This window comes from Corynebacterium sp. HMSC063G05 (assembly GCF_001810555.1).
GTDB classification, from domain to species: domain Bacteria; phylum Actinomycetota; class Actinomycetes; order Mycobacteriales; family Mycobacteriaceae; genus Corynebacterium; species Corynebacterium jeikeium_D.
Window position 1 is genome coordinate 15,225 of record NZ_KV801846.1, and the last position, 17,717, is coordinate 32,941.

The following is a 17,717-nucleotide window of genomic DNA, read 5'->3' on the forward strand; positions in this document are numbered from 1 at the left end:
GTGCATCACGGTCACGGCGGGGCGAAAAGTCACTTCTTAATTAAGGGGCCGGCCCCCCGCTTGCTCTCCCACCAGGACTCGAACCTAGAATGCCGGTACCAAAAACCGGAGTGTTGCCATTACACCATGGGAGAATGGGGCAAACGCGAAAAATTGCATGGCTGATTCGACGCTGATTCGACTCAGCCAACTCGCTTGCGCCTGCGATATACGATAGCAAGACTTTAGCCACTAATCTAAAAGCATGGCCTCCAATTCTCCGAGACGACGTATGACCGGTCCACAGCGCAAAGCTCAGCTGACAGAAGTCAGCCGTGGAATCTTTGCCGCCAAGGGGCTTGATGCCGCCTCAATGGAGGAGATCGCTGCCGCAGCTGGGGTATCAAAGCCGGTTGTCTACGAGCATTTCGGTACCAAAGAGCGGCTCTACCAGGCAGTCGTCGACCAGGAGATGAAGACCCTGGAGGCCACGATTAGGGAAGCGTTGTCCCTGGGACGCTCGCGTTACCGCATCGAACAGGCGGTGTTGGCACTGCTGACTTATGTGGAGGAAAACCCGGAGGGATTCTCCATTATTTCTCGCGACCCCGGCGTGGCGGGTGGCTATGAGACGCTGCTGAATAATGCCACTGAGTCGATTACGCCTATCCTTGCCGAGGCTTTCAAACGCGCCGGCTTCGACCCGGCCATGTCGGTGCTCTACGGAAACTGCATGGTCGGTATGGTTTCGCAGACCGCTCGCTGGTGGATGGAGAAGCGCAGTCCGGATAAGGAGACAGTGGCGGCGCACATCGTGAACCTGTGTTGGAACGGGCTGGCCGGCATGGAGGGTTCTCCGACTCTGCATGGCTCCGCTGATGTGCCAGCGGCCGCTGAGGGCGCGAAGTTCGGCGCAGGTGCCGCAGCGGACCCGATGCAGGTGGCGGAGAACGGCTAACCAGCACGCAGGGTGGATCCGGGGTGCATGGTTATATTGGGGCTATGCCAACTTCTGCGTCTTCCTCGGCGAAAGCCACACCCAGCATTCTGCCGAACCCGCTGTCGGGGCTGGAAAGCCTCGTTGTCACGGATCCTCAATTTGTCGGCGTGCTCGGGCGCATCGGCGAAGACGAGCTGGCGCTCACGGGTGCGGACGCGGTGCGTTCGCACCTTATTTACGCCATGTCTACGAAGGTGCCGGTGCTGGTCATCACGGCTACCGGCCGTGAGGCGGAGGACCTGACTGCCGAGGTCAAGTCTATGATCGGCGACCGTGTAGCTATGTTCCCCTCGTGGGAGACGCTCCCGCATGAGAAGCTTTCGCCGGCCGTGGATACTGTGGCGCAGCGTCGTAAGGCGCTTTACGACGTTCGCCGGGGCAAAGTCGACGTTCTGATTGCGGCGGTGCGCTCGTTGGTGCAGCCGATTGTGGACGACCTCGAGGCTGAAACCAGTGCCCCCATTCACGTTCAGCTGGACCAGGACTGCGAGAACCTAGTTGAGCGGTTGGTGCATCACGGCTATTCGCATGTGGACATGGTCGGCAGGCGTGGCCAATTTGCCGTGCGTGGCGGCATCGTCGATGTTTTCCCTGCGACCGAAGAGCTGCCGGTACGTATCGAGCTCTGGGGTGACGAGGTCACCGACCTGCGCGCCTTTTCCGTCGCTGACCAGCGCACGATCTCTGAGGTAGAGGTCGACCAGCTGGATATCTTCCCGTGTCGTGCACTGCTTATCGACGACGACGTGAAGGCCGCCGCGGAGAAACTCGCCACCACGCGCTCTGGCCAGGTCCAAGAAATGCTCACCCGCATCGGCGATGGCCAGTGGGTGGAGGGCATGGAATCGCTGATCCCACTGATTAGTCAGCATCCGATGAAGATGCTCACCGAGGTCATGCCGGAGAAAACGCATGTGCTCATGTGCGGGCCGGAGCGCATTCGCTCCCGCGCACAGGACCTTATCAGTGCAGGCGAGGAGTTTATGGCCGCAGCGTGGGAAACTGCTGCGATGGGTGGCTCGGCGCCAATCGCCACGGATGGGCTGGAGCCCAGCGCGTACCGCAGCTTGGCCTCTATCCCGATGCCCACTTCGTGGCATATTTCCCCGCCCGGCATGCTGGAGGCGGGAGTCACCGAAGATGATGTGCTGCCACTGACCTTCGAGCCTGGGCCCGCGCCACGCGGAGACTTAAAGGAAATTGGTCACCTGATGAAGCAGCTGCGCGATGCCACGGTCGCGGGGGAGCGAGTGGCGTACGTGGCGGCGACGCCCGCGGGGGCGCGTCGGCAAGCGGAAAAGTTTAGGGAAGCCGGAATTGCGACGCGCATGGCGGCAGGTCCGGAGTATCCCGAGTCCGGAAGAATTACCGTCTACCAGGGTGTTTTGCACGGTGGTCTGGTATTCCCGCGTATTCCCGGTGGCGCGCTGACTCTGATTACCGAGCAGGACATCACAGGTAACCGCATCGCGGAAGGTGCGCTTGGTGGGCGCCGCAAGCCGGCGAAGCGCCGTGGTCGCGTGGATCCGCTGGCGCTGAAGGCCGGTGACTATGTCGTGCACGACACGCATGGCATTGGTCGGTTTGTGAAGCTCACTGAGCGCACCATCGGCACGGGCGAGGATCAGGCACGCCGCGAGTACGTGGTGCTCGAGTACGCACCGAGCAAGCGCGGAGGTCCCTCGGACCAGCTCTACGTGCCGATGGAGAGCCTGGATTTGCTGTCGCGCTATGTCGGCGGCGAAAAGCCCACCCTGTCGAAGATGGGCGGGTCGGACTGGAAGTCCACCAAGCGCAAGGCCCGTGGCGCTGTCCGCGAGATTGCGGAAGAGCTGGTCAAGCTCTACGCCGAGCGCCAAGCCGCGCCGGGCCACGCGTTCGCGCCGGATACGCCATGGCAGCAGGAGATGGAGGATAACTTCCCCTTCACCGAGACCGAAGATCAACTGCAGGCCATCGACGAAATTAAGTCCGACATGGAAAAGCCGGTGCCGATGGATCGCGTGCTCATCGGCGATGTCGGCTACGGCAAGACCGAGGTGGCACTGCGTGCTGCCTTCAAGGCTGTTCAAGATGGCCGTCAGGTGGCAGTGTTGGTGCCGACCACACTTCTGGCGCAGCAGCACTTGACCACTTTCACCCAACGTATGGAGGGCTTCCCGGTCACCATCCGTGGACTGTCCCGCTTCACCTCGCCGAAGGACTCCAAGGAGGTCCTCGAAGGGTTGAAGAACGGGACGGTCGACATTGTTATCGGCACGCATCGTCTCCTGCAGACCGGCGTGCAGTGGAAAGAACTCGGCCTGGTCATCGTTGACGAGGAGCAGCGTTTCGGCGTCGAACACAAGGAACACATCAAGGCGCTACGGCACCACGTCGACGTACTCACCATGTCCGCAACGCCAATTCCGCGCACGCTCGAAATGTCGATTGCTGGCATCCGCGAGATGAGCCAGATTCTCACCCCGCCGCAGGATCGTCACCCGGTGCTGACATACGTCGGCGCGCAGTCCGACAAGCAGGTCGCCGCAGCTATCAGGCGAGAGCTGCTTCGCGACGGCCAGGTGTTCTACCTGCATAATAAGGTGGAAACCATTGACAAAGTCGCCCAGACTATCCGCAATTTGGTGCCCGAGGCCCGCGTGGTAGTGGCCCACGGTCAGATGGGGGAGGAGCAGCTGGAGCGCACGGTCGATGGCTTCTGGCAGCGCGAGTACGACGTGCTGGTGTGTACCACCATCGTGGAGACCGGCCTGGATATTGCCAACGCCAATACGTTGATTGTGGAAAACGCCCACCATATGGGTCTTTCCCAGCTGCACCAGCTGCGTGGTCGTGTGGGCCGTTCCCGCGAGCGCGCCTATGCCTACTTCCTCTACCCGGAAAATCAGACGCTGACGGAGACTTCCTACGACCGTCTGTCCACGATCGCGCAGAACAATGACTTGGGTGCCGGCATGGCTGTGGCCATGAAGGACCTGGAAATGCGTGGCGCCGGAAATATCCTCGGTGCGGAGCAGTCCGGTCACATTGCCGGCGTCGGCTTCGACATGTACGTCCGACTGGTTGGCGAGGCCGTGGCCGCACTGAAGGCAGTGGCCGATGGTGAAACTCCGGATGCTTCCGATAACGAACCGAAGGAAGTTCGGATCGATTTGCCGGTCGATGCGAATATTCCGGCCGAATATGTGTCGTCGGAACGCCTACGTCTAGAGGCGTACCGCAAATTTGCTGCTGCCAGTGCGCTGGACGATATCGACGTAGTGCTCGAAGAGCTCGTTGACCGTTACGGAACCCCACCCATTGAGGTGGAGAGATTGGCGGTTATTTCACGACTTCGAATTATTTGCCGGGAATTCGGCGTGCATGAAGTTCAAGCCATGGGTGCGCACATTAGAATAACCCCTATGGAGCTTGCTGACTCCAAGCAGGTGCGTCTCAAGCGCCTGTATCCACAGGCGACCTATCGTGCGGCAACGCGCACGGTTTCCGTCGGAATGCCGAAGGAAGGGCGAGGGTTGCGGGCAAAACCTGTCCGCGACATTGCATTGGTGCAGTGGGTAGCAGACTTCTTGACATCGATGGCGGGAATTCCACGTATGGATATCTCGCACATGGGAAAGGACTAGAAACCGTATGACTATCATCAAGCTCGATAGCCGCTTTCCAACAGCGATTCCGCTGGAAGCCGCTAGCCTGCTGACCGGTGAAGTCAGCTACACCGAAGAAGTCCCGATCCGTGTGCGCTGGGCAATCGCCGACGCCGGTGGGCACTCGGTGTCCCAGGCGGAGATTCTGGTCACCACCGATATGGAAAACGACGAGGTACTCGATCGCCTCGATGCGGGCGAGAAGGTCTACTCGGTCGAGCTGGATGATGCGCCGGACCCAGCAGCTCCGGCAGCTCAGGTTGCGGCGGCTCCCCAGCAGGACTCGGTGAAAGAACCTGAGCCAGAACCGGTTGCAGAGCCAGGGGCAGAGCCTGTTGCAGAACCGCTGACTCCGCAGGAACAGCTTGCCGCAGCTCGTCTGCCCCACGTCGTCGAGGCCGTGGACATCATGGCGGCAGCACGGCGCACGGGGCAGTGGGAAGCTCGCCAGACGCACAAGAGCCTGCTGCCGTATCTCATTGAAGAGGCCTACGAGTTTGTCGACGCAGTCAACGAGGGCGGTGACATTCGTAGCGAGCTGTCGGATCTGCTGCTGCAGATCCTCTTCCACGCTGAAATCGCGGAGGACTTCGACTTCGACGATGTGGCGACCGACTTTATTTTGAAGATGCGCGCTCGTCAGCCGTACCTCTTCGACGGCACTGTGGCCGAGGGAGAGATGGTGTCGGAGGAAGAACAGGAGCGACTGTGGGCTTACGGCCGCGGACGTCCGCGCTCGAACCCGGCCACACAGCTGCCAGCTCTGACTTTGGCTGAGGAAGCCATCCGCCGCGCACGTGCACTGGGACTGTCCGATGCAGACATTCCAGTGGAGATTCTGGTCCCGACCCCGGGGCTGGAGACTGAGTCCGGTGCGGAAGAACGGACCCGACAGGCTTCACGCACATTCCTGACTGAGCTGGCCCAGATGGAGAATCAGCAGGCCGGCAGTGCTGAGCAGTGGGCAGCGGGCAGCGAAGATAACGAAGAGGCTGAGGACTTCGGCCCGTCGGAAAGCGACAGCTAGTTTCCAGCAAAAGTGATTTCTGTCCTCGAGTTTGAGTGATTTTTACGGTCTACCCCGTAGAGTAATTCCCCATGCCTTCTAATTCTCCCTTTGATGAATACGCGCACCCCGCACCCCGCGGGGCGAAGCCGCGTGGCCGCAGTAAGGGGAAAAAGAAGTCCTCGAGAGGCTGTGGCTGCCTCGGTCTAACCTCCCTGGCGGTGCTGATCATCATTGGCACGGTTGGGGCGTTGGCTATGTTCACTGGACCCGTAATCCCGTCGTTGACCAAGAAGCCGATTCCGGATAATGTGCCGCCTGCTGCGGCTGAGCCACCGCCGATGATTGATGTCAACGCGCCCGGGCGCACCTCGGAACAGCTCCGACAGTGGGCGCAGCAGATTTCCCCGAAGACGGGTATTTCTGAGGACGCTCTCCGCGCCTACGGCAACGCATATGTGATTGCGGCAGAACAGTTCCCGAACTGCCACCTGGAGTGGAACACGCTTGCAGGACTGGGCAAAGTGGAGACTAATCACGGCACGTACTCGGGCAATTGGCTCAAGCCGGCTCATATCGGCGCCGATGGGGTAGTCAGTCCGACGATTATCGGTCCGCCGCTGGACGGCACGAGTGGGTTTGCTGAGGTTCTCGATACTGACAACGGCGAACTCGACGGTGACACAGAGTATGACCGCGCTGTGGGGCCGATGCAGTTTATTCCCGAGACCTGGCATCGTTTTGCGATGGATGCGTCTGGTGATGGTGTCGCCGACCCCAACAACATCGACGACGCAACTGCGACCACCGCACGGATGCTCTGCAGTGGGGAACGCGACCTCGCCACCCCGGAAGGGTGGGCATCTGCAATTCGCTCATATAACCAGTCTGAGCAGTATCTTCGCGATGTTCGGGACGCTGCGGCGAACTATGCGCTGAATCAGCCCGCATAGGGTGAAAAGGATTTAAGGCGAAGGTTGGCAAACCGTGCCACAATTGGAGTCATGTGCCGGAACGGTTCCGGCGGAAAGGTGACCTATGGCTGCAATCATCGAGTTGAACGCACGCGAAATTCTGGACTCCCGTGGTAACCCGACCGTTGAGGTTGAGGTGCTGTTGGAAGACGGCGCTGTGGGCCGCGCTGCGGTTCCGTCCGGTGCCTCCACCGGCGTTCATGAGGCACACGAGCTCCGCGATGGCGGAGACCGTTACCTGGGCAAGGGTGTCGAGAAGGCTGTCCGCGCTGTGCTCGAGGAGATTGAGGACGCAATTATTGGCCTCGAGGCTGAGGACCAGCGTCTGGTTGACAAGACCATGATTGAGCTGGACGGCACCGACAACAAGTCCCGCCTGGGTGCTAACGCAATCCTGGGTGTTTCCATGGCTGTTGCCAAGGCTGCTGCTGAGTCCGCTGGCCTGGATCTGTTCCGCTACGTCGGCGGCCCGAACGGTCACGTTCTGCCGGTTCCGATGATGAACATCCTCAACGGTGGCGCACACGCTGACTCCGGCGTTGACGTCCAGGAGTTCATGATTGCTCCGATTGGCGCCCCGACCTTCAAGGAAGCACTGCGCGTCGGTGCTGAGGTCTACCACGCACTCAAGAAGGTCATTAAGGACAAGGGCCTGTCCACTGGCCTCGGTGATGAGGGCGGCTTCGCTCCGTCGGTTGACTCCACCAAGGCTGCACTGGACCTGATTGTTGAGGCAATTGAGGCCGCAGGCTACAAGTTGGGCGACGATGTCGCTCTGGCTCTCGACGTCGCTTCTTCCGAGTTCTTCAAGGACGGCAAGTACCACTTCGAGGGCGGCGAGCACACCGCTGAGGAGATGGCAGCTGTCTACGCTGACCTGGTTGAGAACTACGCCATCGTCTCCATCGAGGATCCGCTGCAGGAGGATGACTGGGAGGGCTACACCACCCTGACTGCTCAGCTTGGTGACAAGGTCCAGATCGTCGGCGACGACTTCTTCGTCACCAACCCGAAGCGTCTGGCAGAGGGCATTGAGAAGAAGGCCGCTAACGCTCTGCTGGTCAAGGTCAACCAGATTGGTACCCTGTCCGAGACCTTCGAGGCCGTCGCAATGGCTCACAACGCCGGCTACAAGTCCATGATGTCCCACCGCTCCGGTGAGACTGAGGACACCACCATCGCTGACCTGGCTGTCGGCCTGAACTGTGGCCAGATCAAGACCGGTGCTCCGGCTCGCTCCGAGCGCGTTGCTAAGTACAACCAGCTGCTGCGCATCGAGGAGTACCTGGGTGACGCTGCTGTCTACGCTGGTCGCAGCGCATTCCCGCGTTTCAAGTAAAGAGCTGAGGCGCTGCGAAAGCTGCGTCTAGCACTGCCCGTCCGCACCACGCACGTGGTTGTGGGCGGGTTTTTGTTATTTCATCGGCTGGCGGTCGGGTAGAGTGTGGGGCATGAGTGCATCGGACCGATCTCGCCGCGGAACACAGTCGCGCCCTGCAGGGGCGGGGCAGCGTTCGGCAGCGGCAATCGCATCGGGAATGCGCTCGCTGAGCACGGCACAGAAGATCGGTATTGGTCTGCTGGTGCTTTTCTTAGTATCTGTTCTCGCAATTCCGCTGCGGACTTTTGCACAACAGCAGGCGGATGTAGCCGCAACGCAGGACAATATTGCTCGCATGGAACAGCGAATTAAGCAGTTAGAGGATGAAAAGGAGCTGTACTCCAACCCCGCCTATGTTAAGGAGCAGGCACGTCTGCGCCTGGGGCTGGTAGAGCCGGGGGAGACCCCATTCCGTATCCTCGATCCGGCCGTGGGCGAACAGCCTGTGACGCAGCCGGAGGAAATTCCGCAGCACCAGGCCAAGAAGTGGTACGAGACGCTGTGGGATTCCATTTCCATCCCGCCCGAACCCGAAGAGACTCGCCCTAATCCGGGGCGCGATCAGGCAACGAGGCCAGAGAGCTTGCCGACGGTACCGGAGTCCTAAACCTCCGTAGGGCTACCTGGGGCCTCTCGGTGAGGTTGCATGCGCGGCGGAGTGTGCCGTCGTAAAGCGAAGCAACGCGCTTGTAAGGCGACTGTGAGATTATGTGTCAGTAAAAACGGAAGCAAAAGGAGTGTGACCGATGTCTGTGGATACCGCAGATTTGGAAGTGATAGCGGAGCAGCTCGGACGTGAACCGCGCGGTGTAGTGGACATCTCTTACCGCAGCCCCGACGGCACTCCTGGTGTGGTCAAGACGAAGCCGCGCTTGGACGATGGCACTCCGTTTCCCACGCTCTTTTACCTAACTGATCCGCGACTCACCGCCGAGGCCTCTCGGTTGGAGACGACCGGCGTGATGAAAGAAATGACCGCGCGTCTGGAAAGCGACGAAGAGCTCGCCGCCGATTACCAGCGCGCGCACGAGGCGTTTCTGGCAGAGCGCAATGAGATGGAAGACCTGGGCACGGACTTCTCCGGTGGCGGCATGCCGACGCGCGTGAAGTGCCTCCACGTTCTTATTGCCTACGCGCTGGCCAAGGGGCCGAATCACTTCCGACTGGGTACTGAGTCGGTGGCGCTGGCGGCGGAGAACGAGAAGCTGCGCGGCACCGCGATTCCCGCAGATTGGCCCACGATTGCCGAGCTCGGTATTGCGTATCCGGGGGTGGAGGGATAAATGACGACCCTCGCTGCCGTCGACTGCGGCACTAATTCGCTTCGCCTGCTTATCAGCCGGGTCGAGGTTGTCGATGGAGTTCTCGAAATCACAGAACTGCACCGACTGATGGAAATCGTCCGCCTTGGCCAGGGCGTGGATGCCACTGGCATGCTGGCTCCAGAGGCGCTGGAGCGCGTGCGGGAGGCTCTGACGAAGTATGCGGAGCTTATGCAGGTCGAAAAAGTGCAAGCAGTCCGAATGGTGGCGACATCGGCGACACGCGACGCAAGCAACCGCGACGATTTCTTCGCCATGACCCGCGAGATTCTCGCTCCCTGGGGTGCAGAGGCCGAGGTTATTTCCGGCGACGAGGAAGCCGCGCTGTCCTTCCGCGGGGCGGTAGATGACTTGGAGCCCGAGCTCGGTCCGTATTGCGTCATTGACGTCGGCGGTGGCTCCACCGAGGTTATTGTCGGTGACCACGATGGTACGGTAGCCGGTTCTGATTCCGTGGCTATGGGCAGTGTGCGCTTGACCGAACGGTTCCTGCAGGCCTCGCCACCGACGGCGGAACAGGTCCAGGAGGCGCGTTCGTATGTTGCGGAGCTGGCCGACGAGATTGTTGCGAAGGTGCCTGTCGACAAGGCTCGCACCATCGTCGGCTGCGCCGGGACCTTCACCACGCTGTCGGCGCTGGCACAGGGGCTAGAAACCTACGACCCGGAGGTAATCCACCTGTCGCAGCTGCGCTTTGCGGCGTTGCGTGCGCTGACCGCGTCCGTGATTGAGACCGACGCGGAGTCCCTCGCTGCCAATCCCGTGATGCATCCGAAGCGCGCGGATGTCTTCGCCGGCGGTTCCATCATTGTGGACGGTCTGATGGACATGTTTGAGGCGCTGCCGCTTTCCGAGGCAGCGAAGGAAGAGCAGCGCTTTTTCTACATCAGCGAGAAGGATATCCTCGACGGAATTGTGGCGAGTTTGGTAGACACCCATATCGCCCATTAATCTTTCTTAGGGGCCCCTATAGCCCAATTGGCAGAGGCAGAGGACTTAAAATCCTTTCAGTGTGGGTTCGAGTCCCACTGGGGGCACCAAAAGGCCAGGTCAGAGAGTTTTCTGACCTGGCCTTTTGCTATTTGTGCGCGCTACATGCGGATTACGGCAGGACGTTGAACTTCTTGCCGAGGACAAGTGCCGTGTTGAACACCTTCGAGTACAGCTCACGCGGCATCTGCGGCATCGATACCGGGGAAAGACGCTGCACGGTCACCGTCTGCTCATCGGTGTACTTCAACAAACCGCCCGCTGCTTGACGACGGCCCACACCCGAATCCTTGAAACCACCCATCGGGGCATCGACAGACGCGAAGGCCGCAGCAAAACCATCGTTGACATTGACAGTGCCGGCCTCAAGCTGTGGAGCCAGCTCCTTTGCGCGACGCGGGGAGGTCCACAGCGAAGCGTTGAGGCCATAACGGGAATCGTTGGACTTGGCGATAGCCTCGTGGACATCCGAGACGCGCTGGAGGACTACCACCGGTCCGAATACCTCTTCGGTCAGCAGGGCGACGCCCTCCGGGACGTCGGTAAGCACGGTCGGCTCGTAGAACAGCGGTCCCAGATCCGGGCGAGGACGACCACCGGTCAGCACGGTGGCGCCGGCCTCGATGGCCTCGTCGACCATGGACTTGACGATGTCGAACTGGCCCTGCGACTGCAGACAGCCCATCTCGGTTTCCCACTCGTAGCCAGCGCCGATGGACATTGCCTTCACGCGGTCGGTGAATGCCGGGACGAACTCGTCCCAGACGGAGTCCACGACATAAATTCGCTCAATGGATACACACAGGTGACCGGAGTTGGTGAAGCAGCCAATGCGTGCGCCCTCGACCGCGCGGTTGATGTTGGCATCTTCAGCGACAATCAGCGGGTTCTTGCCGCCGAGCTCCGCGGAGAAACTGATCAGGCGTTCGCCGCACTGCTGTGCCAGCGAGCGGCCGGTCTCGGAGGAGCCGGTGAACATCAGGAAGTCACACTGGCCGACAATGCCCTGGCCGACAACGCGACCGGGTCCTGGAATGACCTGGAAGAGATCCTCCGGAAGGCCAGCGCGGTAGAGCAAATCGACAGCGAAGAGAGCGGTAAACGGAGTGGTGCTGTCCGGCTTGAGCACGATGGCGTTACCGGCCATCAGTGCAGCCAGCGCATCGGAAACCGCGAGGGTCAGCGGGTAGTTCCACGGAGCAATAACACCGACGACGCCCTTTGGGTGGTGGTAGACGGTGGTCTTGGAAAGTACCGGGACCGCGCCGTGCGCTCGCTTCGGCTCAAGCAGTTTCGGGCCCTGATTGCCGTAGTAGCGGGCGGTGATAGCGGTGTGTACGAGCTCCTCGTGGGCACTGGCGCGGTTTTTACCGGTCTCGGCCTGCAGCAGGTCCAGCACCTGGTCGCAGTGGGTAAAGAGCAGGTCGTGGAAGTGGTGCAGCACTTCGCCGCGCTTTTCCGGCGCCATGCGGGCCCACTTCTTCTGCGCGGCACGGGCACGCTTGAAGGCCTCGTCGACATCGGCCTGGGTACCGACAGGAATCTGCGCCAGCTCCTGGCCGGTAAATGGTGCCGAGATAGTGGCGGTCTTCGACTTATCAGCTACCGTGACGCGCTGAAGAAGGCGGGCAACGAGCTCGTCGTTAAGCGGATTGCGGATGGTAGTTCGGTTTGTCGTAGCAGTAGATGCTGTCATGGCACAGATACTACTGTTGCGCGGCGCCCCGAGATAGTAAATTTGGCAAAACTACAAAAACTTAGAAAACTTTAGTAAGTAGTCCAGCCCATCCGACGGTTGCGGTCCGGGTCGCGCGGGCCATCGTTGCCGAACTCGAACGGTTCGTGGCCGTCGACATCGCCGTAGCGCATCTCCGGGTCATCATCCAGATCGTCGTCGACGTCGATGTCCGGCTTTTCCTCGGCCAACCGCTTGCCGAGAGTGTCATGCGGAGAAGCGCCCCGCCAGCGGTCCGGCGGATCCATTACATAATTCTCGCCATCACCGGTGAGGAAGTCGCCATCGAGTCCCTCTGAGCCATCGAGCGTGGTCTCGTCGAAATCACCAGTGGTATCCGGATCGTAGTCAAGGCCATCAGACATCTTGACCAACCTCCTGTTTCATAATCACTCATGTGGTGCCCACGCCTGGCGACTGTGAGTTTTTCCGCGATTACAAAATCACCGCCAGCAGGCGAGGAATTACCTTGATACTAACTGTTTTTCAGGGTTGGGAACAATACCTTTACATCGCCCGTTGTAGAAAGTGTAGGCAAACGTAAGCGCGTGTGCCTGAATACAAAACGTAAGAAAAACTGAGAAAAGAAAGAAGGACGACGTGCGCGAAAGCAGCAATCCTGCATTCAGTTCACTTACTAAGACCGTCGCCCGCGGACAGGCGGGCGCACATCACTACGGCCAAGGTCAGATGGGCGCTGGCTACGGGGATAACCCGTACCAGTCGCAGGTTGCCGCCGACTACCGTCCGATGACGGTCGACGATGTCGTTTCCAAGACCGGCATCACGCTGGCAACCATCATCGTTTTGGCTGCGGTCAATTTCTTCATTGCCGTCAGTGTCTCCACCAGCCTGGCCATGATTCTGACCATTGTCGGCGCCATCGGTGGTCTGATTACTGTTTTGGTTTCCACCTTCGGCAAGAAGTACGGCTCCGCGCCGGTTACCCTCACCTACGCGGCCTTCGAGGGCCTCTTCGTCGGTGGCATCAGCTTCATGTTCACTGCTCCAATTCAGGGCGTTGCCGCTGGTGCGCTGATTATGCAGGCCGTGCTGGCTACCCTGGGTGTCTTCATCGGTATGCTCTTCGTCTACAAGTCGGGCGCTATCCGCGTGACCCCGAAGTTCACCCGTTTTATGAGTGCGGCTCTGATTGGTGTCCTGGTCCTCATGCTGGGCAACCTGGTGCTCTCCCTGTTCGGCCTGGGCTTCCCGCTGCGTGACGGCGGCATGCTGTCGATCATCTTCTCTCTGGTCTGCATCGGCCTGGCAGCCTTCAGCTTCCTGATTGACTTCGATCAGGCTGATCGCCTGGTTCGCGCTGGCGCTCCGGCTCAGTACGCCTGGGGTGTCGCCCTCGGTCTGGCTGTGACCCTGGTCTGGCTCTACACCGAGATTCTGCGTCTGCTGTCCTACTTCAGGGACTAAACGCTAGAAAACTAACTAACGCACAAGCGCCGGGTAGCCCGTTATTACGGGTTGGCCGGCGCTTTGTTGTTGGCAGTCGACGTATTGACCGATAGGGCTGTGCAGTGTGACGTCGTAAAGCGCGATATCGAAGCGGGAGAGGGCACAAAAAATGGACCGATAGGCCATATGGGCTTCTATCGGTCCAAGAATCGGGCACTGTGGCCCGAAGTTGCCGCCTGGGTTGAGGCCGGTCTAACGCCGGGAGCGCTTAGGCGTCCATCTCCGGGTCGTACGGCTCAGCCTTGACCACAGTGACAGACACTTCGTCGCCGCTCGGGGAAGCGTAAGTGCGGGTCTCGCCCTCCTTAGCGCCGACCAGAGCCTTGCCCAGCGGGGAATCGGTGGAGTAGGTCTCCAGGTTCGGGTTGGAGGAGTCAGCGCCACGGGTACCGATGAGGAAGGTCTCGGTGTCGTCTTCGTCGCCGTCGTAGTAGACGTGGACCACGGTGCCGACCAGAGCCACACCGGACTCCTGTGGAATCTCGCCGACGGTGGCGCGCTGCAGCAGGTCTTCGAGGTAGCGGATGCGTGCCTCTTCCTGTCCCTGCTGCTCGCGGGCGGCATCGTAGCCGGCGTTTTCCTTCAAGTCGCCCTCTTCGCGACGCTCGTTAATCTCGGCGGCGATGACCGGGCGGTTTTCATATAGCGCCTCAAGCTCGGCCTTGAGCTTGTCGTAGGACTCCTGGGTGAGCCATGGGCTATTGTTCTTTGCCTCAGTCATGGTTCCTCCTGTGTTTTTGGCTATTTAATACAAAAGCGGCCCCGCGTGGGGCCGTCGGCTGCGTCACAGGATAGCACTGTCACGCCACATGGCAATAACAGGCGCGTCGGAGTGTTGTCGCGCACGCTTTACGACGTGCCCCCGCAGCGCATGATCCTCAGTCGCGAAGGGAGATTACTTCGCAGGTGCGAGGAACTCCGGAATGTCGGTGGAGCAGCCATAGACATCGCCTGCGACGGCCAGCTCGCGGGTGGCAATGGGGACGTCCATCCGCACGGTAGCGGGGCCGCCGCCCGGGATGAATACGTCGCGACGCCCGACCTCTGCCACGTCATAGTTCAGCGCATAGATAATGCAGTAGCTATCCAGCTCCGGCTTTTCGCGGGTGACGTCCAGCGTGAAGATGAACTGCTCATCTTCCTTACCTGGAGTGCGGCTCCAGCCCGCTTGCGTTGCAGAGACATCCGGGGCGGAGACGCGGTTCATCTGAACGAAGATGTATGCGCCGGCGATGACGAGCATGCCAACAATAGCGATGACAACCAATTTTGCGGGGAGAGTGCGACTGTTGTCCCCATAGCGCTCGCGCTCTCGCTTCGGCGCTGCGGTATTTCGGGTGTTTCGCTCCGAACTTTCAGCCATGCTTTTTAGCCTATCGGAGTTCTCGGTCGACGTGGTAAAATGTTGACAGTTAAACAATCTTTCTGGTGTGGCGCGGTGTCCTGCTGCTATGTCGTTCCACCGAGTAGCGATGCTGCGTGGTCATATGATGGTGCAGCGCTATAGTGGGGCGGTATTGAAACGGTGCTGGAGTAGCATCGTTGCGGTCGAAGGGCTCCGGCCTTGGCCAGAAAACATGGACTGAGATAGTAGCGGGAGTGACTTCAATTGACACTTCGTCTGATGGCAATTCACGCTCATCCTGATGACGAATCGAGCAAGGGCGCCGCAACGATGGCCCGATATGCGGCGGAAGGGCATCGCGTCAAAGTGGTGACCTGCACCGGCGGTGAGGCCGGCAGCATTCTCAACCCTGCGATGGATCGGCCGGAGGTGCGGGAGAATATCGCCGCAGTGCGCGTTCACGAAATGGCTGCAGCCGCTGAGACTCTCGGCGTTGAACATGAGTGGCTCGGCTTTACCGACTCCGGTCTGCCTGCGGGCAACCCGGTGCCGGTGCTGTCGCACGGAGTGTTTGCTCGCCAATCGGTCGAGGATGCGACCAAGCCTCTCATTCGGGCAATTCGCGAGTTTCGTCCGCACGTCGTCATTACTTACGACGAAAACGGTGGCTACCCGCACCCGGACCACATCATGACCCATATCGTGTCCATGCGCGCTTGGCTGGAGTCTGGAACGGATAAGTACCCCGAGCTCGGTGAACCATGGGAAATTTCCAAGCTCTACTACACCCACGGTTTCATCAAGGCGCGTCTCATCGCGCTGGACAACTACTATCGCGACAACGGTTTGGAAAGCCCGCTGGCCGAGTCCTTCCGCCGTTGGACTAAGACTCCCGGCGACATCATGACCCGCGTGACCACGCAGGTTGAGTGCGGCGATTACTTCCAGCAGCGGGATCAGGCGCTGCTGGCGCACGCTACGCAGATCGATCCGAACGGGCCATTCTTCGCCGTGCCGGTAGACATTCAGCAGCGCGTTTGGCCGACCGAAGAGTTTGAGCTTGCCCGCACTCGAGTGCAGACCGAGCTGCCAGAGACCGATCTCTTCGCCGGTATCGACCCCGACGCGGAATAGTCCGGAATTAACGCTAAGCTGGAACTCATGATTGAAAGCTTCGATGCCTTGGCGGCTCGCACGACAATTTTCCTGGCGCAGAACCCCACTGGTCCGCGGGGTGCTGACTTCGGAAAGGCCTCTCCTGTTGGCCTGCTCATCATTGTCGTTTTGCTCATCGTCATCCTGGCTCTCGGCTGGGATCTCTCGCGGCGCGCGAAGCGCATGGCCGCTCGCCGGAAGTTCGCCGAGGCGCACGACATGGATCCCTTCGATTCCGAGGCTGTGGATAAGGCGATGGCTGCAGCAGAGCAGCGTCGTGAAGCGGAGTAGTCAGCGTCAAGGTGTGTGCGCGTCGCTTGACGACGGGCAGTTGCGCGCACCCCTGATTGTTTCCCGTGTGGCGGGATTTGGAGTTCGAATTGCGGGATTCTAGGCAGTGTGCTACAGTCAAGCACATGCGTATGTGGCGATTTTATTTTTCGAAGGCTCCGGAGGCAGTGACGACATAGTCACAGCCGGCGGCTAATCGTCACGTCGCCACCAACCGGAGTCAAAGGCAGCAGCCCCAACCAATCGGGGCGCTGCCTTTTGTCGTATCTACAGCCAAAATGCGCAACTAATCACCCAGAGAAAAGAGACCTCAGATGACCCCTCCAACTTCCCTCGAAGCCCCCGCCTCGACCGCGAACCGCCGCGTCGTAGCCTTCCACGACCTGCCCTCCCCAGAAGAGGTCATGGCCAAACAGCCACTGACCCCAAACCTGGTTAACGAGGTAGAGCAGTCGCGACTCGACGTCGCCCGCGTCATCGCCCGTGAAGACGATCGTCTGCTGGTCGTTGTCGGCCCGTGCTCCATTCACGACCCCGAGGCCGCCATCGACTACGCCCGCCGCCTGAAGGCCACCGCCGATGAGCTCGACGAGGACCTGCTGGTCGTCATGCGCGTCTACTTCGAAAAGCCGCGCACCACCGTCGGCTGGAAGGGACTCATCAACGACCCCGACCTGGATAGCTCCTTCAAAATCAACAAGGGCCTGCACATGGCCCGCGAGGTACTCATCGAGGTCCTGCGCACCGGCCTGCCCGCCGGCGCCGAATTCCTCGAGCCCAACAGCCCGCAGTACATTTCCGACGCCGTCTCCTGGGGTGCAATTGGTGCGCGCACCACGGAGTCGCAGGTCCATCGTCAGCTCGCTTCCGGACTTTCCGTGCCCATCGGCTTCAAGAACGGCACCGACGGCAACGTCCAGGTCGCCGTGGACTCGCTGGTCTCCGCAGCAAACCCGCACTTCTTCTTCGGCATGAACGACCAAGGCCGCGCCGCCGTTGTCGAAACCGCCGGCAACCACAACTGCCACATCATCCTCCGCGGTGGCACCTCCGGCCCGAACTGGGACGAAGAATCGCTTAACGACGCCGAAGCGCGCCTGAACAAGGCCGAGCAAACCGTCAGCATCATGGTGGATGCCTCCCACGCCAATTCCGGAAAATCCGAGGTGCGCCAGGCCGAGGTCGTTGAGGAGCTCGGCAAGCTCATCGGGGGCGGCGACGAGCGCATCACCGGCATCATGATGGAGTCCTTCCTCGAAGCCGGCGCGCAAAAAATTACCGATGGTCGTAAGGGCCTCGTATACGGCAAGTCCGTCACCGATGCGTGCATGGATTGGGAAACCACCGACCGGCTGCTGCGTACGCTTGCGGCAGAAGTTCGGAAGCGTCGGCAGGCACGCGACTAAGCACAAAGTGGCC

At 60.3% G+C, this 17,717-nt stretch carries 16 protein-coding genes and 2 tRNA genes; 13 read left to right on the plus strand and 5 right to left on the minus strand.

All coding sequences use genetic code 11. The features are described from left to right. Positions 1-63 precede the first annotated feature (63 nt). Positions 64-134 (minus strand) — tRNA-Gln (locus tag HMPREF2751_RS03905). Between the two features lie 110 nt (positions 135-244). Here HMPREF2751_RS03905 and HMPREF2751_RS03910 point away from each other — a divergent pair. The 9 genes from HMPREF2751_RS03910 to HMPREF2751_RS03950 all read left to right on the plus strand — a co-directional run bounded on the left by HMPREF2751_RS03910 (position 245) and on the right by HMPREF2751_RS03950 (position 10,352). Beyond that, entirely contained in the window at positions 245-937 is a 693-nt protein-coding gene (locus HMPREF2751_RS03910) for a TetR/AcrR family transcriptional regulator (protein ID WP_101687444.1), read from the plus strand. A gap of 44 nt (positions 938-981) precedes the next feature. After that, the gene (gene mfd / locus HMPREF2751_RS03915) at positions 982-4,608 is read left to right on the plus strand and encodes a transcription-repair coupling factor (protein WP_070595508.1); all 3,627 of its coding nucleotides are present in this window, start codon (positions 982-984) and stop codon (positions 4,606-4,608) included. A gap of 7 nt (positions 4,609-4,615) precedes the next feature. Then, on the plus strand, positions 4,616-5,656 hold the full coding sequence (locus HMPREF2751_RS03920; RefSeq protein ID WP_049172244.1) for a MazG nucleotide pyrophosphohydrolase domain-containing protein: 1,041 nt from the start codon (positions 4,616-4,618) through the stop codon (positions 5,654-5,656). Between the two features lie 71 nt (positions 5,657-5,727). Further along, positions 5,728-6,588, plus strand: a complete 861-nt coding sequence (locus HMPREF2751_RS03925; RefSeq protein ID WP_049172246.1) for a lytic transglycosylase domain-containing protein — start codon at positions 5,728-5,730, stop codon at positions 6,586-6,588. An 85-nt stretch (positions 6,589-6,673) separates the two neighbouring features. After that, entirely contained in the window at positions 6,674-7,948 is a 1,275-nt protein-coding gene (gene eno / locus HMPREF2751_RS03930; protein ID WP_048733955.1) for a phosphopyruvate hydratase, read from the plus strand. Positions 7,949-8,060: 112 nt separating this feature from the next. Further along, complete coding sequence (locus tag HMPREF2751_RS03935; protein WP_048733957.1) at positions 8,061-8,597, plus strand: FtsB family cell division protein; 537 nt, start codon at positions 8,061-8,063, stop codon at positions 8,595-8,597. A 139-nt stretch (positions 8,598-8,736) separates the two neighbouring features. Beyond that, positions 8,737-9,273: a DUF501 domain-containing protein gene (locus tag HMPREF2751_RS03940; RefSeq protein WP_048733959.1), complete on the plus strand. Its 537-nt coding sequence runs from the start codon at positions 8,737-8,739 to the stop codon at positions 9,271-9,273. Continuing rightward, positions 9,274-10,263, plus strand: a complete 990-nt coding sequence (locus tag HMPREF2751_RS03945; RefSeq protein WP_070595510.1) for a Ppx/GppA phosphatase family protein — start codon at positions 9,274-9,276, stop codon at positions 10,261-10,263. A 12-nt stretch (positions 10,264-10,275) separates the two neighbouring features. Then, positions 10,276-10,352: transfer RNA gene (locus tag HMPREF2751_RS03950), tRNA-Leu, on the plus strand. Positions 10,353-10,414: 62 nt separating this feature from the next. Here the strand turns inward: HMPREF2751_RS03950 and HMPREF2751_RS03955 are convergent. Together HMPREF2751_RS03955 and HMPREF2751_RS03960 are read right to left on the minus strand one after the other, a co-directional pair. Further along, positions 10,415-11,998, minus strand: coding sequence for a succinic semialdehyde dehydrogenase (locus HMPREF2751_RS03955; protein ID WP_048733962.1), 1,584 nt, complete (start codon positions 11,996-11,998; stop codon positions 10,415-10,417). Between the two features lie 71 nt (positions 11,999-12,069). Then, positions 12,070-12,402, minus strand: a complete 333-nt coding sequence (locus tag HMPREF2751_RS03960; RefSeq protein WP_048733964.1) for a hypothetical protein — start codon at positions 12,400-12,402, stop codon at positions 12,070-12,072. A 235-nt stretch (positions 12,403-12,637) separates the two neighbouring features. On the opposite strand from HMPREF2751_RS03960, the gene HMPREF2751_RS03965 reads away from it, so the two are divergent. Next, positions 12,638-13,465, plus strand: a complete 828-nt coding sequence (locus tag HMPREF2751_RS03965; protein ID WP_048733966.1) for a Bax inhibitor-1/YccA family protein — start codon at positions 12,638-12,640, stop codon at positions 13,463-13,465. 250 nt (positions 13,466-13,715) lie between these two features. On the opposite strand, the gene greA is transcribed toward HMPREF2751_RS03965, so the two are convergent. Both greA and HMPREF2751_RS03975 read right to left on the minus strand, forming a co-directional pair. Further along, complete coding sequence (gene greA / locus HMPREF2751_RS03970; RefSeq protein WP_048733968.1) at positions 13,716-14,228, minus strand: transcription elongation factor GreA; 513 nt, start codon at positions 14,226-14,228, stop codon at positions 13,716-13,718. A 174-nt stretch (positions 14,229-14,402) separates the two neighbouring features. Further along, complete coding sequence (locus tag HMPREF2751_RS03975) at positions 14,403-14,870, minus strand: DUF4307 domain-containing protein (RefSeq protein WP_070566587.1); 468 nt, start codon at positions 14,868-14,870, stop codon at positions 14,403-14,405. Between the two features lie 261 nt (positions 14,871-15,131). On the opposite strand from HMPREF2751_RS03975, the gene mca reads away from it, so the two are divergent. The 3 genes from mca (at position 15,132) to HMPREF2751_RS03990 (ending at position 17,704) form a co-directional block, all read left to right on the plus strand. Further along, positions 15,132-15,986 carry a mycothiol conjugate amidase Mca gene (gene mca, locus HMPREF2751_RS03980; protein ID WP_070546065.1) on the plus strand — a complete coding sequence of 285 codons (855 nt, stop codon included), beginning with the start codon at positions 15,132-15,134 and terminating at the stop codon, positions 15,984-15,986. A 27-nt stretch (positions 15,987-16,013) separates the two neighbouring features. Next, entirely contained in the window at positions 16,014-16,298 is a 285-nt protein-coding gene (locus HMPREF2751_RS03985; protein WP_016423190.1) for a hypothetical protein, read from the plus strand. 314 nt (positions 16,299-16,612) lie between these two features. Next, positions 16,613-17,704 carry a 3-deoxy-7-phosphoheptulonate synthase gene (locus tag HMPREF2751_RS03990; protein ID WP_049172260.1) on the plus strand — a complete coding sequence of 364 codons (1,092 nt, stop codon included), beginning with the start codon at positions 16,613-16,615 and terminating at the stop codon, positions 17,702-17,704. The last annotated feature ends 13 nt before the right edge of the window (positions 17,705-17,717 follow it).

Coding starts and splice junctions, on each gene's coding strand:
- mfd (WP_070595508.1), top strand. CDS start 982: ATGCCAACTTCTGCGTCTTCCTCGGCGAAAGCCACACCCAGCATTCTG.
- HMPREF2751_RS03925 (WP_049172246.1), top strand. CDS start 5,728: ATGCCTTCTAATTCTCCCTTTGATGAATACGCGCACCCCGCACCCCGC.
- HMPREF2751_RS03910 (WP_101687444.1), top strand. CDS start 245: ATGGCCTCCAATTCTCCGAGACGACGTATGACCGGTCCACAGCGCAAA.
- HMPREF2751_RS03940 (WP_048733959.1), top strand. CDS start 8,737: ATGTCTGTGGATACCGCAGATTTGGAAGTGATAGCGGAGCAGCTCGGA.
- HMPREF2751_RS03985 (WP_016423190.1), top strand. CDS start 16,014: ATGATTGAAAGCTTCGATGCCTTGGCGGCTCGCACGACAATTTTCCTG.
- HMPREF2751_RS03960 (WP_048733964.1), bottom strand. CDS start 12,402: ATGTCTGATGGCCTTGACTACGATCCGGATACCACTGGTGATTTCGAC.
- HMPREF2751_RS03935 (WP_048733957.1), top strand. CDS start 8,061: ATGAGTGCATCGGACCGATCTCGCCGCGGAACACAGTCGCGCCCTGCA.
- eno (WP_048733955.1), top strand. CDS start 6,674: ATGGCTGCAATCATCGAGTTGAACGCACGCGAAATTCTGGACTCCCGT.
- HMPREF2751_RS03955 (WP_048733962.1), bottom strand. CDS start 11,998: ATGACAGCATCTACTGCTACGACAAACCGAACTACCATCCGCAATCCG.
- HMPREF2751_RS03990 (WP_049172260.1), top strand. CDS start 16,613: ATGACCCCTCCAACTTCCCTCGAAGCCCCCGCCTCGACCGCGAACCGC.
- HMPREF2751_RS03975 (WP_070566587.1), bottom strand. CDS start 14,870: ATGGCTGAAAGTTCGGAGCGAAACACCCGAAATACCGCAGCGCCGAAG.
- greA (WP_048733968.1), bottom strand. CDS start 14,228: ATGACTGAGGCAAAGAACAATAGCCCATGGCTCACCCAGGAGTCCTAC.
- HMPREF2751_RS03920 (WP_049172244.1), top strand. CDS start 4,616: ATGACTATCATCAAGCTCGATAGCCGCTTTCCAACAGCGATTCCGCTG.
- HMPREF2751_RS03945 (WP_070595510.1), top strand. CDS start 9,274: ATGACGACCCTCGCTGCCGTCGACTGCGGCACTAATTCGCTTCGCCTG.
- mca (WP_070546065.1), top strand. CDS start 15,132: ATGGCAATTCACGCTCATCCTGATGACGAATCGAGCAAGGGCGCCGCA.